The sequence below is a fragment of the Candidatus Ozemobacteraceae bacterium genome, assembly GCA_035373905.1.
In the GTDB taxonomy this organism is placed as follows: Bacteria; Muiribacteriota; Ozemobacteria; order Ozemobacterales; family Ozemobacteraceae; genus MWAR01.
On sequence record DAOSOK010000005.1, the window covers coordinates 79,917 to 94,922 of the forward strand.

Here is a 15,006-nt window from a genome sequence, read left to right on the forward strand (position 1 = left end):
CGTTCCTGTGACTGAACGGATTCCATCCGGCGAGGTTGCGCCTCTCTCCGCAAAAACCGGCAACGCTGTCGGCGGCGGCATCATGCGCTCGGCGGCGGTCATGGGCGTGGCGACGTTCTTCAGTCGTATCGCCGGCCTGGTGCGGGAGCAGAGTTTCGCGTATTTCTTCGGTGCCGGCGCCTGGACCGACGCGTTCAACGTCGCGTTCCGGATCCCCAACCTGCTTCGTGACCTGTTCGCCGAAGGCGCGATGAGCGCGGCGTTCGTGCCGACGTTCAACGCTGTCCTCGAGAAGGAGGGGCGGGAACGGGCGTTCCGGCTGACGAGCATCACCCTGACGATGCTCGTTCTCGTCGTGGGAGCGATCACGGCCCTGGGAATCGCCGTCTCGCCCATGCTGGTGAAGATCATGGCGCCCGAGTTCGCGTCGGATTCGGCGAAGTTCGCGGTGACGGTGAACATGACGCGGATCATGTTTCCCTTCCTGCTGGTCATCTCGCTGGCCGCTTTGGTGATGGGCGTTCTCAACTCGCTCGGGGAGTTTTTCGTTCCGGCCGTCGCTCCGGTGTTCCTGAATCTCGCGATGATCGTGGCCGGGTTCACTCTCTGCCCGTTTTTTGAAACCCTCGGCCGACGTCCCATCGAGGGCATGGCCGTCGGTGCGATGATCGGCGGTTTCCTGCAGCTGGCTGCGCAGTGGCCGGCGTTGCGTCGGACCGGGTTTCGCTTCGAGTGGGTGTATCAGCCGGGAGATACCGGGATGAAACGGATCGTCGCGCTGATGCTGCCCGGCACCATCGGCCTCGCGGCGACGCAGGTGAACGTGGCGATCAGCACGATACTCGCGACATCGCAAGGCGACGGGGCCGTATCCTGGCTCAACTATGCGTTCCGGCTGATGCAACTTCCGCTTGGCATATTCGGGGTTGCGATCGCGCAGGCGACCCTGCCGATCATCTCCCGTCAGGCGGCCGCAAACGACCGCGAGGCGATGGCCGGCACGCTCGCGGGTTCGATCAAACTGACGAGTTTCATCAATATCGTGGCGGCCATGGGACTGGCGGCGCTTTCCGTGCCCGTCATCCGACTTCTGTTCGAGCACGGGCGTTTTACCTGCGCCGATACGGCAGCAACGGCGACCGCCCTCCAGGCGTATGCGGCCGGCCTGGTGTTTTTCTCTCTCATCAAGGTTCTCGGCCCCGCCTTTTACGCGCTCGGAGACACCTCCGTGCCCGTGAAGGCGAGCTTCGCCTCCGTCGCCGCCTGCATCGGCGCCAACCTGGCTCTGATCGGGCCGTGCGGCTACTGGGGCCTCGCGCTGGGCACCTCCGTCGGTTCGGGTGTCAACGCGCTGATCCTCTATACCGTGCTGAGCGGTCGGATGGGCGGTTTCGGGCGATACGGCGTGGCCGGATCGCTCGCGCGCACGCTTCTGGCCGGCGCGGCGATGGCCGGGGCGATGTGGTGGGTGGAAACCCCGGTGTTCGAGGCGCTTCGGGCGGGAGTCGGCGGGTTGCCGCGAATCCCGGCCGTTCCGGCGGGCCTTCTGTCGCTCGCGGCGGCGGGATTTGCGGGCGGCATCGTCCTCGTTGCAACGGCCAAACTCCTCCGCCACCACGAGGCGGACGAAGGATTCGCCATGATCCTGCGACGTCTCAGGCGCCGACAGTCAATGTCCTGAAGCCCTGTTCCGGACAACGGAAATCCGCAGATGACGCTGACGGCACACATAGTATTATGTAAGAAATAAAATAATCTGCGCCATCTGCGGATCGTTCTTGCCCGGGCTTTTATGTCTCTTGGATGCGTGGTTGTCAGAAAACGATGCGGTTCCCCCGTCTGCCGGCTTGATTTCGCGGGCGGGGCGGGGTAGGATGTGACATCGCAAAAGGAAAGGCATTCATGGAACCCCAGATCGACGCCCTGAAAAACATGTTCGGCGACCTGTTCGCGAAGCTGATGGCCTTCACCCTCGAAGACGAATTCCAGGAGGCGCTCGGCGAAGCGCTCGAAGTGTTCTACAACATGGCCGAGGGCGAGGAATACGAGTTCAACCCGACCGAAGAGTTCCTCTTCATGTCGTGGTTCCTGCTCGACGACGCCGACGCGGCCGGAAACGTGCTCATCGACGAGTTCCTCAGCCGGTATTCCGACGATCTGAGCCTCCAGGAAACCCAGATCTGCAAAGCCCTGAAAGAGACGCACCTCACGCTCCTCCAGGTGAAGGACATCACGCCGGGCCGCTCGATCAGCCTGCGCGACGTCTTCCTGGGCGAGGATTTCGAAGTGTTCGAGTCCGCCGGGTCGGCGGAGGGCATCACCAAGGACAGCATCCTCTACACCCGCGTTCTCCGCCTCGGCGAGATGCGGTTTCTCGTCGGCGCCGGCGTGTTCCTCGACCCCGTCGTGATGGAGCCGCTCACCCAGTTCGTCACCGACCAGTATCGCGAAGAGTGTGAAGATGGCCAGAAAGTCAGCTTCAAGCAGTTCCTGAAGGAAAACGGCGAGCTGATCAACTGGTGGATCCGCGCCCTCGAGCAGGGCGAACTCGTCGAAAATCCCGAGGGCGGCGAGCCCGAAGGTGAAGACGACGACGGTGACGGCGGCAAGACGCCGACCGACGACAAAACACCCCCCGACAAACCTTCCGAGGCCTGATACCGGAACCTCGTTTCCATCCCTGTAAATGACAACCGGCGCAGATTCAATCTGCGCCGGTTGTCGTCATGGAGAACGGGGGAGGACTCATTCGCCGTAGCGGCCCATCTGGGCGCCGTTTTCGCCGGAAGTGAGACAGGGGGAATCCGATGCGTAGCCTCCGGCGGTGGTCTGCAGGTGGTAGTCGAAGGGCATGCCGCCGACGAACAGCGGATCGAGCTCGATGTTGCCGGTTCCGGTCGCGACGGTCAGGCCGTTCGTCGGAAATGCATAGTTATGAATATCGTTGAACGAAATCGACGGGGTGGCGGTCGTCTGGGTCTGGTTGATGCCGTAGAGCGCGCGGCCGTTTCCGGTGTAGGCGAAGATGTTGTTCTTGATCGTCGGCTCGCCGAAGGGAATCTCGAGGCCGACCAGGCAGTCGACCGTGTTGAACTCGAACACGTCCGCGCCGAGCGTGCTGGCGGCGACTTGGTCGTCGATGAAGAGATTGTTGCGGATGTTCGAGTTGGCCGAGACGAGGCCGATGTTGCAGTCGCGAATGATATTGTATTTGATATTCAATGCCGTCGAGAGGCCCAGGTCGAGGCCGACGACGCAGAGACCGAACTCGGCGTTCTCGATCGCGGGGGTCGAGCCCTCGCTCCGGATGCCGGTGTCGGCGAACATCACGGTCGCGAACTTCATCTGGTTGTTCGGGTCGTTCGTCGAGAGGAACATCAAGCCGCCCCAGTTCCCCTTCGAGGGGAACGTCTCGGCCGACGTGAAGACGATCTTCGCGTCGGGGGTGCCCACGGCATACAACGCACCCTGGACGATCAGCTCGGTCATGGTCGCACCGTTCGAGTCGGGCAGCGAGTCGCGCTGGGTGAACTTCACCTCGACGCCGGGCTCGACCGTCAGCTGGGCCCCGCCGCGGACGCGGATATCGCCGGTGATGACGTAGGGGCTTTCGGCGCGCAGCCAGGTGCGGTTTTCCGAGAGCGTGCCGGTGGTAACCATCGAAAGGGTTTGGGTGGGCGCGCTCTCGTTACGTGCCGTATCGACGGCCTTCAGGTAGTAATAGTATTTGACGCCGATCTTGAGACCGTCGTCGCGATAACTGGCCGTTGTAATCGGGTTGGCGTTGACCCTGGCGAACGGGCCGGCGCTGCTCTCCGCGCGATACAGGTTGTATCCCGCGAGATCGGTTTCGGTGTTTGCCGTCCACGAGAGGGCGAGGCGCTCCATCTCGACCGACGGGGAGACCGTGAAGCCGACCGGCGTGGCCGGGGCGTCGCCCGACGGGGTCATGAACTGGTATTCCGAAGAAATGCCTTCGTTGAGCGCGAAGTCGCGCGACCTGACGCGGAAGTGATACGTCACGCCGGGAAGCAGCCCCGAGAGCTGGATCGAGTGATCGAGAACCATGGCCGAGTCCGAGGCCTGGAAGGTATACGTGCCGACCCCGATCGGGCCGGTGGCGTAATCGACGAGTGAGTCGGACGACTCGTTCGTGACCCAGGTGATGACGGCGACGTTCTCGGTCAGGCTTCCGACCGCGACGTCGGTGATGACCGGCGGGATGCCATCGATCACGGCGAACGTCAGGTCAGCGTTTTCGAGCGTCTCGCCCCGGATGATGTTCACGTTGATCACGACGGAGCGCCCCTGGTAGGTCGCCACGATGCGCTTTTCGCCAGGCTCCACGCCGGTGATCGTGTATCTGCCGAGTTCGTCGGTCGAGACCTTGTGGTTGCCGCCGTAGATTTCGACCGTGGCTCCCTTGAGAACGTGGCCGTTCGAATCGAACACCTTGCCGGTGACGTTGCCCATCATCGGGCTCGACGACTGGAGGCAGCCGGTGATCGAACCGACCGCCAGAAGCATCAGGACGAGGATGAAGATCCGCTTCCCGTTCGCGACGGAACCGGGCCCGCGGCCGGTGTCGGCCGGGCGGGACACGGTTGTGGATCGGACGTGGCTCATCGATGCTTCCTTTTTCCGGGGCGTTCTTTCTCTTATCGGAGCAGGAAGTCGACCATTTTACCCAGTTGATCGATCGTCGTGTTTTCGTATGCGGGATTGAGTTCCTTGGCGTATTCCATCTGGGTGATGGCGTTGTCGGTCTGGCCGAGGGCGGCGAACGCGTAGGCGAGAAGCGCATGCACCTCGGCATCGCTCACGCCTGTGGCGCGGCGCGGCACGTAATGGAAGTGCGGGTTTTCCCCGCCGAGTTGCTTGTACAGAAGGTTGACGGCCATTTCCAGGTCGGCTTTCGAACCTTTCTGAATGTATGCGGCGCCCAGGCCGACCTTGGCATCGGCCGAGCGTGCGATCGCTTTCTCGAACCAGGGCATGCCGTCGGAAAGGCTGCCGAGATTCGCGCGAGCCCAGCCCAGGCCGTTGTTGGCCTCGGCCCGCTCGTCGTCGGTCGGGTTGTCGGCCAGCACCTGGTTGAACGCCGAAATGGCGCTCTCATACTGGCCGCTCGAGATCAGCGTCCAGCCCTTGTCGTTGAACGTGTCGGACCGGACGATCGGAGTGCCGGCCGTGTCGGAATACGTATTGCTGCCCTCGCCGCCCACGCCGCCGCTGCAGCCGGTCAGGCCCAGCAGGGTCGGAACAGACAACGCGAGTGCGAGAAGAATGCGCTTGTCCATGGTTGCTCTCCTTCGCCGTCAGCGGAGCACCGCGAGTTTGCCGCGGGACTTGATGGTCTTGCCGTTTCGTGTGGCTTCGAGTTTGTAGAAGTAGACGCCGTTTCCGACGCGGTTGCCCTGGCGGTTGGTCAGATCCCACCGGATCTTGCCGGAGGCCTGGTTGCCGTTCGCGTCGGTGAGATCGAACGTGTCGACCTTGTCGCCGGAAGCGTCGTAGATCGAGAGAGACAGCTCGTCGGGCCGCTGCTCGAGGTTATACGTGAACCAGACCGAGTTGCCGCGGGCCGGGTTCGGATACGAGATCAGTTCGCTGATCCCGAACGGGCCGGGTGCGGTCACTGTGATGGCTTGCCGGATCTCGTTGCCGGCGCGGTCGGACGCAAGCACTTCGATCTGGTGCTCGCCCTTCGGGAGCGCGCGCTTGAGCTGATGGGCGAACGAACCGTCGGCGCCGAGCTCCGCGCCGGTCTGCTCGATCCCGTCAATCAGCAGCTTGAAGCTGGCCGGATCGATACCTGCGCCGTCGTCCCGAAGAGTGCCCTCGAGGAGAGGCTGCGGATCTTCGAGTTTCTCGCGGTCGGACGGGCTGATGTTGCTGAGCGAGGGGGCCTTGAGATCAGCCATCAGGGCGAGTTTTCCGAGCCCGCCGAGCTGGGCGGTGACGCGATCGTTCTTGAGGACGCCGCCCACGAAGATCCACTTGCCGTTCACCTGGCGATACAGATGGACCTTTTCGGCCGGCACCTTCAGGTTCAGGTTCTTCACCGACGCGGTATACCAGATCCTGCGCGACAGGCGCAGCGACGAAGGCCCGACTTCCTCGAGCGGCATCACCTCGACCAGGTCGGAGGAGTTGCCGGTGGAAACGGTGTTCTTCAGCAGCGAGGGCAGGATCTTCGCGAGCGGGGACTTCGCGCCGCCGTTGTCGAGGTCGGACCTGGACAGCATGTAGAGACCCGCCGCCTTGGAAACGGTGCCCGTGGCGATGTCGAGCGTCGCGAGGCCGTCCGGCGTCTTCAGGCTGAGGCGGGATTCCGCGGTCAGGGCGGCCACGGTGAACTGGACCGAGCCCTTGCCGACCATGCCGAAGAGGTCGGTCCCGGTGATGTCGATGTAGGCCTTGCCGGGTTGGTCCGGATCGATGCGGTAGGAGCCCGCGTAGTATTTTTCCTTGAGGAAGTTCATCGTGACCGGGACCGCCGCACCGCCCTGCGAGACGGAGCAGGTGGGGGCGCTCTGGAGCGCTTCCGAGGCCCGGGTGACGATCATGATCTCGTATTCATGGGCGGGATTCGAGAAAATCTTGATCTCGAACGCGGGACTCGTGTTGATGACGACCATGTTCGTCGAATCGGCGGCCATCTCGTTCCCGGCGAGGTCCTTGGCGCCGGAGATCGCGATGACGGCGTTTCCGTCGTACGTTGCGCTGCTGTCCTTCGGGATGACGGTCGTGCCGGTCCAGGTGTTCTCGACGAAACTGACCTGTTCGACGAGCATCTGCTGTCCGCCGGCCGAGGTGAGGAAGACGGAGGGCGTGATCGTCGTGTCCATCTTCTCGTTGAACCGGAGCGTGAAGGTCACCATGCCGGTCGTGATCTTGTTGCCCGACGAGGGGGTCGGCTGGACTTCGAGGACCTTGGGCTTGACCGTGTCGACGGAGAAACGCCAGGTCGTGGAATAGTTGCTGATATTCCATCCGTCGGCGCAGGTCTCGATCGCGGCGACGCGCCAGAAGTAGGTGCCTTCCTTCGGAGCGGTGAAGGTGGCCTCCTGCATCTGGGTCACCTGGCCGAGCAGGCCCGTATAGGATCCGGCCGTATTGATATGGTTCAGAATATTATTGAAGGCGGAATCGTCGGCGACCTGGATGAGATACCGGTCGGCGTCGGTCACCTTGCTCCACTTGAACCGGAAGCTGCGCTCGCGGGACGCGCTGTCGTTCAGCGGCAGCACGAGGATGGGAGCGGCCGGCGGCGTGCGGTCGACGACGATCTCGACGGTCGTGGGAGCCGGCGAGTCGCTGGACGCGCTCACGTCGGACATGTTGCCTGCCCGGTCGTAGCAGCGGCCGTTGATCGTATGCTTCCCGTCGGCCCATGTGGAGATGTCGAGAACGATCGTTCCGGTGGACTGGTTGGCCGGAAGCGCGGGCATCTGGCTCAGGGCGACCCAGCTCCCGGCGGCATTCGTGATTTCCGACTGCGTGATCTGGAGGTCCGCTCCGGTTCCGCGGTCGGCCACGCCGGCTTCGACCGTCAGCGAGGTCTTGCAGTATTTCTGGCTCGGGGACGGCTTCGTGAACTTGAAGGTGGGCCGCAGGAAGTCAAACTGGTAGGTGTAATCGATGGTGCGGGTGTTGGGCGAGGAGTTCGTGACGTTGTCGAGCAGGATGGCGCGCATCGAGAGCGTCGCCACACCCTCGGGGACCGTCGAGGCAGTCGGAGCGGGGTGGCGTTTGACCGTGAGCGAGTTGGGGCCGCTCGCCGTGCCTTGGTTCACGACGGTGCCGAGGGTCGCGGTGAACGACGACATGGCTGTGTTGCAGCCGCTGCCGGGGCCGTTCTGCCAGGTCGAATCCTGCGCCGTCTGCGCGCCGGCATACTTCACGAGATCGGCCGGGGCGTCGGACATGGTGAGGATGATCGCATCGCTGGCAAGTCCGATCCAGGTTCCCGAAGCGGGCGACAAGTTCGAGATCACCGGAGGCTGGGAATCGAAATAGAAGTAGGATTTCTGGGCCGTTCCGGTGTTTCCGCTGATATCGCGGGGGGTGACGGTGACGTCATACCGGCCGTCTCCGGACTGATCCCGCGGCGCCGAAGCGGTCGCGCCGTAGAGATCCCAGACCACGGCGGTCGTCGATGCGCCGATGAGCTGATTGCCTACCGTTATGCCGTTATAGGCGACATTGATGAGAGAGCGCGCGTAGTCGGCCTCGTCATCTTGGATGGTGGCCCATACCTGGTCGACGTGAAGCGAAGGATACGTCGTATTCGCATACATGCCGGTTCCGGGCATGACCGTCACTCCCGTGGGAGCGCTCGTGTCGAGGTTGAACGACCTGGTGGCGACCGCCACCGATGTGTTGCCGGCATTGTCGACCGGTTGCACCGAGATGGTGTAGGTGCCGTTCTCGGTCAGCTTCGGGAAGGTGAAGATCACCGTGTTGCTGCCGTTGTTCGTGAAGTTGCCGGTGATGTTCCTGTTGGTCGCGTTGTGGAGGAGGGTGAACATCGTGGGCGGCACGTTCAGGTTCAGGCCGGCGGTTCCGCCGTCCTGGAAGACCGCGGTGATCTTGGTGACGTCGCTCGCGATCTTCGGGGTGGCGGCCGCCGGAAGGTCGGTGGTCTCGTCGTCGAGGCTGATTCTGACGATGGTCGGATTCGCCCGGCTGACGATGACCGTGCGATAGTTCGACATGGCTTCGACGTTCGGATTCGGCTTGGCCTGGTCGGCGGCATACGCCCACAGCTTGTACTTGCCGTTGGGCAGGTTCGACACGTCCCAGTTGTGCGTCCAGGAGACGTTCGGGCCGTTGAAGATCGGCACGCGCAGCCCGCTGGTCGGCGGAGCGCCCGTGAACGTGGCGGTTGCGATCTCGACGTAGCCGACGAGCGAACCGTTGTCGTTGGACGTTCCCTTGAGGGTGATGCTGGTCGTGGAGCTGGACACGTAGATCGTATCCATCGAATCCATGCTGGTGGTCGGAGCGGTGGTGTCGATCCGGAACGCGGCCGCCTGGTTGTAGACGTCCTGCAGGTTCCCTGCGGCGTCCTTGGCGCCGAAAATCCGCAAGGCGGCCTGGCCGTCCCAGGTGGCTCCCTGGCCGGACGGAATCGAGAACTGGCCGACGAACGTGTTCGACGCGATCCAGGAGCCGGAGGTGGTGACGACTTCGGAACCGGTCGTCGGCTTGACGCCGATGCTCGGCGTGACGGTGCGGTCCATGTCTTCGTTGTAGGTTATCTGAACCGAGTAATCACCGGGAGCCAGATACGTCGTTGCGGGGAAGGGCACCGAGGTGCTCGCGAGATTGGTTCCCTGGGCGACGACGACGGCATTGACCGTGGTGTGCGTGGTGGCGTTCGTGTCGAGGACGACGCGTATGGCGGGAGAACTGTCGGACGTGTTGCCGGGCGAACCCTTCGCGTTATCCTCGCAGCGGGCGTAGAGGATGTTGTCGCCTTCCTGTTTGAGGGTGACGTCGGTGAAGGTGAACGTGCCGTCGGCGTTGGCGGTCACGCTGGCGATCTGGCCGGTCATGTCGAACAGCAGGACGGTGATCGGCGTCGATTTGGTCGTTCCCAGATCGAGGGCGCCGGTGCCGGTGATCGTAATCTTCTTTGAGGAGGTCGGGGAGGGCGGCTGGATCAGCGTCGGGGCCTGGGGCTTGGTCTGGTCGATGACGACCTTGAAGTCGGCGGAGGGTGCGGACTCGTTCCCCAGGGCGTCTTTTCCCTTGACCACGTAGGTGTGGGTTCCTTCCGTCAGCCCCGAGAGGTTGGCCGTCCAGGTGAGAGCGGAGGTATTGACGGATGCGTCCGCAACCTTGTTGGCGCCTTCATAGACAGCGACGGTTTTGATATTGCTTGAAATAGTTCCGGACAGGGTCACGGCATTGAGATGCGTGGGATTGGGAGTCGAGATCTGGGTGATCGCGGCGGGGGCGGGGCCTTCGTTCACGACGTTGAACGCCGTCTGGCCGCTTCCGGTGTTGGCGGTAGTGGAGGGCTGCGTCGTGTCCTTGCAGACGGCGCGGACGGTATACTGGCCGGTCGAGGCGGACGAAAGGGTGATCTTGTATTTGAACACGCGGGACGTGGGCGTGCCGTCCTGGGCGAGCGAGGTGCCTGCGCTCGGCGAAATGGTGATATCCGGCGTTCCGCTGATGTCCTTGTTGGTGCAGGTGACCGTAACGTTCACGACGTTGTTCGGCGACTGGTTCGAGAAGCTGGAACCGTTGTCGATCGTCACGGTGACGTTCGGGGCCTCGGTATTGATCGTGATGGTGCGGTTGCCCGTGCCGGTCTTGGCGACCGCGTTCGGAACGGCGGTTTCGATGACGGAGACGGTGAAGTCCTTGTCGCCGGGGCCGAGAGCCGCGCCGGATGTGACGAACTGAGCCGACTTTTCGGAGGTGTTGACGGTGCCGATCGCGCTCCCTCCGGTCATGAAGGTGGCGCCGAAGGGCGGCGTGTCACCTTGCGTCCAGGCGGCTTTCAGGGTGACCTTGGCGCCACCGTTGAAAATCATCCCTGACGCATACGAGGGCTCCGTATCCACCGTCAGCGTGACTCCTCCGACGTCGGCAAACAGCGTGCCGACGCCGGCAAGGAGAAGCAGGATGACTGCGAAAATCCTGCTTCCTTTCAGGATAGTGGTGGAATAGGTGGACGTTGTCGTTTGCCTCATACGTATCTCCTGTCGTTCTGGAACGTGGCACCGTGAACACAGAATTTCTCCCTAGTGATTTCGGCAGAAAGTGCACCAAACTTGACAGGGTATAGCTGATCTGTCAGAATTCTTTCGACTTTCTACACTATGCACACAGTCTCCCCTGACAAGACTGGAGGGAATTTGGGCGTGCCCCGGGAAAAAAGAACGGTGCTCTCATACCTTTTCCCTCTCCTTTTTGGAGCAATGATGTTTTTCACCGGGTGCGGCGGGGTGAATTCCTCCGCCGATGAATCCGGCGGAAAACCGCTATATATCACCGACCTTGATTCCGGGGGCATCTCTGGCGCGGTGACCTCGAGCGCCTCGGTAGCGATCGACCAGGCCATCGTCGAAGCCGGAAACAATCAGGCGATCACCGCCAGCAACGGGACATTCCTGATGCTGAACCTTGCCGCCGGGGATTACCGGGTGACGGCCCGTGCACACGGGTATACTCCGTCTTACAGGGAAAATATCCGCGTGCGCTCCGGTATGATCACCGAAGGCGTGAATATCACCATGACCGATGCGACGGCGACGGCGACGCACGATTTCGAGGTCGTGTCCCTGTCCCCGGCCTTCGGAACCGATGGTGACAGAATTGCCGTCGTTGCACGCGGTATTGGAACCGGCCGGGGAAAAGTCACCGTTGCCGGAAAAGAAGTCTCCATTCTCGACTGGAACACCGGAAACAACGGTGTAATCACGGTTCAGTTGCCGGCCGAGGTCGAAACGGGCGAGGTCAGGGTCATTATCGGCGGCGAGATGTCACACGAAGCCTCGCCGGTTATTTTCACGGCGAAGCCCATTGCCCGGGAGGTAGTGCCGGCATCTTCGAAACCGAATGGCATCGTCACCCTGTATGGGAGAAACTTCCATCTCGTCGGTTCGTCAAACCGGGTTCGCCTGAATGGCCTCGACTGCACGGTTCTCGGATACACAACTCCCGGACGGGACCTCCGGATTCAACTGCCGGCGAAGGCGGAGACGGGGATCCTCGATGTGGCCATCAACAGTCCCGAGTATCAGCTCGACGGCATCTCGAGCGTTACGATCACCATACAACCCGAACTCGTGCATCTCAGCCCCCGGCGCTCCGTGCCCGGGAAAACCCTGACGCTGTATGGCACGAACTTCGTTCCGGACAGTTCCGTCACGAAGGTGAAGGTGGGTGATTCGAAAACCGTGCAGGGAAACGAGATTCTCTCCATTTCAAAGACGAAAATCACGTTCAAGGCCCCTGAAGTGAACGTCGTGCCTTCCGGACAGACTGTTCCGATCAGGGTCGAGGTGAACGGCTACACCACGAATTCGATCGACTGGACATCCTATGACGGGACGCTCACGACTCTTCCGATCGGTGAATATGGAGTGTATGACTTTTTCAATTCGACCGTCGCGAATAACGGAACCCTTCACCTTCCGGCGCTCGAATCCGGTGAAAAGCTCGCCTTCATCTCGGTGACGGGCGGGACGTCCGCCGAAACGCTGGACGGAACCTACGCCTGGACGTTTACGGGCGTCATGGGTGGTCTGACGACCGATATTCCCGAGCTTCCCGCATCGCGCCGGCCGGCCGGAAGTCTGGCCGGGCAGGTATCCACGAGCCGGTTCAGGGATGTCGGACCGTTGATCAGGTCCTGGTATCGGAAAGCGGCCGTCCGGCCTTCGCGTCGTTCGGTCCGGCCAAGCGTTTTTGACGATGCGCCGGGGACGGCGAATTTCTGGATGATCGATTTCACGAGTTCCGCGCCCGAAAATTCCGCGAACGACGTTCTGGCCACGGGCACGCTCGCCGCGACGGGAACCCACTGCCTTGTCTATCTCGACGCCTCGGGATCGGTCCTGGTCGCTTCCGATGCGGAAAACATCGCGGCCTGGTTCGACGCCATCCGGCCCACGCTCGCCACCGCCTGCTGGGACGGCGTGAACGCCCATCAGCAGTATCCGGAGGGCAACATCGACGGCCAGCCGCGCGTGATTCTCTTCCTTACCCCCCAAATCAATCAGGGAGTGACGAGCGGGCTTGTCACCCTGGGATATTTCCATCCGCGCGACAAGAACCCGGCGCTGACCCATTCGGCTGGAACGGAAGTCATCTACCTGTGGGATCAGTGGATGAAAAACGATCCCGACGATTTCAAGGGTGTCCTGGCGCACGAATTCCAGCATATGATCTATCACAACCAGAAAGGTGCCCGTGGAGTCGACTGGCTGAACGAGGGCCTCTCGGTCTGGGCCCAGCAGGTCGCCGGCTACGGGTTCACCCAGAAGATGTCGACGCCGGTCAGTCAGGTCGCGATGTATCTGAACGGCCCGACGAAGGCATCGCTGAATCACTGGCCGGAAGAAGGCGGGCTCGAAAGTTACGGTCTTTCCTACCTTTTCATTCAGTATCTCTTCGAGCGGTGCGGCGGGTATGCCGCCATCCGGTCGCTTGAATACGACAACGGGCAGAGCGGCTTCACCGACATCGCCACGGCGCTGCTGAACAACGCGGTTCCCGTGACGGCAGGCGTCGAGGGGTTCTTCAACGAGTTCGCGCTGGCGATGTACTGCGACGAACTCGGCCTCTCGGCCTCGTTGCCCGGGTTCTCAGCAGAGGCGCACCGGTTCAGGGACCTCTCGTTGCGCGGCTGGGTCTCAAACGTGAACGGGCTGAAGCATCTTTCCTACGCGGAATCGCCCGTCAACGCCGCCGCGCTCACGATGCCGGGATTTGCCGCCGACGTCGTCGAATACGACGGCGCGACCTCCAACGGCGGCGACCTCGAGATCACCGTGGCTCCGCCGCCCGAGGTTCCCAATTACAAACTTTGGGTTATATATTATAAACCCTAGATGTGCATGCTCGTGCGGCCCTGCGCGATGGGAATTATGAGAGGCCGTAATTCTTCATCTTGTATTGGAGCGTGCCGCGCTTGATGCCGAGACGCTGAGCCGCCTGCGACTGGTTCCCCTCGGTGGCGCGAAGGATTCGGGAGATCATTTCCTTCTCGATGTCGGCGACGATCTCGTCGAGCGTGCGGCCCTTTTCTATTTCTGTAGCTATCCAATCGAGACCCGACGTGGCCGATTCGGGTTCGAACCCGAGCCTCACTTCCTCGGGAAGGTTCTCGAGCTCGATCTGGTCGCCCTTGGCGAAGACGGCGGCGCCCTCGATGATGTTCGCGAGCTGGCGCACGTTTCCGGGCCACTTGAAATTCTTCAGGGCGGTCATGGCGCGCGGGGCGACGCCCTTGAGGGTGCGTCCCAGTTTCTGGGCGGCGATGCCGACGAAATGCTCGACCATCAGGGCGATGTCTTCAGGTCGCTCCCGCAGAGGGCTGAGGGCGATGTTGACGACGCTGATGCGATAGAAGAGGTCTTCTCGGAACTGGCCCTGGGCGATCATGGCCTTGAGATCCTTGTGGGTGGCCGCGATCAGTCGCACGTCGACCTTGATGCGGTCGTTGCCGCCGAGCCGTTCGATCTCGCGCTCCTGGATGACGCGCAGCACCTTCGCCTGCGTGTTGAGCGACATGTCGCCGATCTCGTCGAGGAAGATCGTGCCGCCGCTCGCCACCTCGAACTTGCCGCGTTTGCGGCCCGCGGCGCCGGTGAAAGCGCCCTTCTCGTAGCCGAACAGCTCGCTCTCGATCAGGTTTTCCGGGAGGGCGGCGCAGTTGAGCTTCACGAAGGGACCGCTGGCGCGGAGGCTCTGGCGCTGGATCGCCTCGGCGACGAGTTCCTTGCCGGTGCCCGACTCGCCCTGGATGAGCACGGTGATGTCGCTTTTCGCGACCTGCTCGATACGCTCTTTGACCTGCTTCGTTTGCTCGGAAACGCCGATGATGCGGTCGGATTCGGTCTCGGTGAGAAAGCGCTCCTCGAGGTTCTTTTTCTGCCAGGCGAGGGTGAACCGCTCGCAGGCCTTGGCGACGACGACACGCATCTCGTCGATGTCGAACGGCTTGGAAAAATAATCGTACGCGCCTTCCTTCATCGCCTCGATGGCGAGCTTCTCGCTGCCGTACGCCGTCATGAGGATGAAGACGACCTCCGGGTCGACTTGTCTGATCCGCTTGAGGAGGTCGACGCCGGTCATTCCCGGCATGTTGAAGTCGGAAATGATCACCTGGAAGGCGCCTGGCTCGACCAGCTTCAACGCATCCTGCGGGCTTTCGGACGTGCGCACTGTGTAGCCCTCTTTGGTCAGGGCCGCCTTGAGGCTGAAAAGAATCGATTTTTCGTCATCCACGATCAGGATGCTGTTCGACTGAAAAGCCAT

Annotated in this window: 7 protein-coding genes; 3 read left to right on the forward strand and 4 right to left on the reverse strand. The window is 62.2% G+C overall.

The window, feature by feature from the left end; genetic code table 11:
- Window positions 1-7: 7 nt before the first annotated feature.
- Together murJ and PLU72_03600 are read left to right on the forward strand one after the other, a co-directional pair.
- Window positions 8-1,681, forward strand: a complete 1,674-nt coding sequence (gene murJ, locus PLU72_03595) for a murein biosynthesis integral membrane protein MurJ (GenBank protein ID HOT27248.1) — start codon at window positions 8-10, stop codon at window positions 1,679-1,681.
- Between the two features lie 221 nt (window positions 1,682-1,902).
- Window positions 1,903-2,658, forward strand: a complete 756-nt coding sequence (locus PLU72_03600) for a hypothetical protein (protein HOT27249.1) — start codon at window positions 1,903-1,905, stop codon at window positions 2,656-2,658.
- An 87-nt stretch (window positions 2,659-2,745) separates the two neighbouring features.
- Here PLU72_03600 and PLU72_03605 read toward each other — a convergent pair whose 3' ends face one another.
- The 3 genes from PLU72_03605 to PLU72_03615 are packed head-to-tail and all read right to left on the reverse strand — an operon-like array spanning window position 2,746 to window position 10,712.
- Window positions 2,746-4,626, reverse strand: coding sequence for a carboxypeptidase regulatory-like domain-containing protein (locus tag PLU72_03605; GenBank protein HOT27250.1), 1,881 nt, complete (start codon window positions 4,624-4,626; stop codon window positions 2,746-2,748).
- Between the two features lie 32 nt (window positions 4,627-4,658).
- Window positions 4,659-5,300, reverse strand: coding sequence for a tetratricopeptide repeat protein (locus PLU72_03610; GenBank protein HOT27251.1), 642 nt, complete (start codon window positions 5,298-5,300; stop codon window positions 4,659-4,661).
- 18 nt (window positions 5,301-5,318) lie between these two features.
- Window positions 5,319-10,712 carry an Ig-like domain-containing protein gene (locus PLU72_03615; GenBank protein ID HOT27252.1) on the reverse strand — a complete coding sequence of 1,798 codons (5,394 nt, stop codon included), beginning with the start codon at window positions 10,710-10,712 and terminating at the stop codon, window positions 5,319-5,321.
- 228 nt (window positions 10,713-10,940) lie between these two features.
- Here PLU72_03615 and PLU72_03620 point away from each other — a divergent pair, with 228 nt between their 5' ends.
- Window positions 10,941-13,577, forward strand: coding sequence for an IPT/TIG domain-containing protein (locus PLU72_03620; protein ID HOT27253.1), 2,637 nt, complete (start codon window positions 10,941-10,943; stop codon window positions 13,575-13,577).
- A gap of 34 nt (window positions 13,578-13,611) precedes the next feature.
- Here the strand turns inward: PLU72_03620 and PLU72_03625 are convergent, their stop codons facing one another.
- Window positions 13,612-15,006 (reverse strand): sigma-54 dependent transcriptional regulator, encoded by a 1,395-nt coding sequence (locus tag PLU72_03625; GenBank protein HOT27254.1) that lies wholly within the window; start codon window positions 15,004-15,006, stop codon window positions 13,612-13,614.

Bases quoted from the DNA above. Each gene is read 5' to 3' on its own strand.
- PLU72_03610 (HOT27251.1), bottom strand. From the start codon at position 5,300: ATGGACAAGCGCATTCTTCTCGCACTCGCGTTGTCTGTTCCGACCCTG.
- PLU72_03600 (HOT27249.1), top strand. From the start codon at position 1,903: ATGGAACCCCAGATCGACGCCCTGAAAAACATGTTCGGCGACCTGTTC.
- PLU72_03620 (HOT27253.1), top strand. From the start codon at position 10,941: ATGATGTTTTTCACCGGGTGCGGCGGGGTGAATTCCTCCGCCGATGAA.
- PLU72_03615 (HOT27252.1), bottom strand. From the start codon at position 10,712: ATGAGGCAAACGACAACGTCCACCTATTCCACCACTATCCTGAAAGGA.
- PLU72_03605 (HOT27250.1), bottom strand. From the start codon at position 4,626: ATGAGCCACGTCCGATCCACAACCGTGTCCCGCCCGGCCGACACCGGC.
- PLU72_03625 (HOT27254.1), bottom strand. From the start codon at position 15,006: ATGGCTTTTCAGTCGAACAGCATCCTGATCGTGGATGACGAAAAATCG.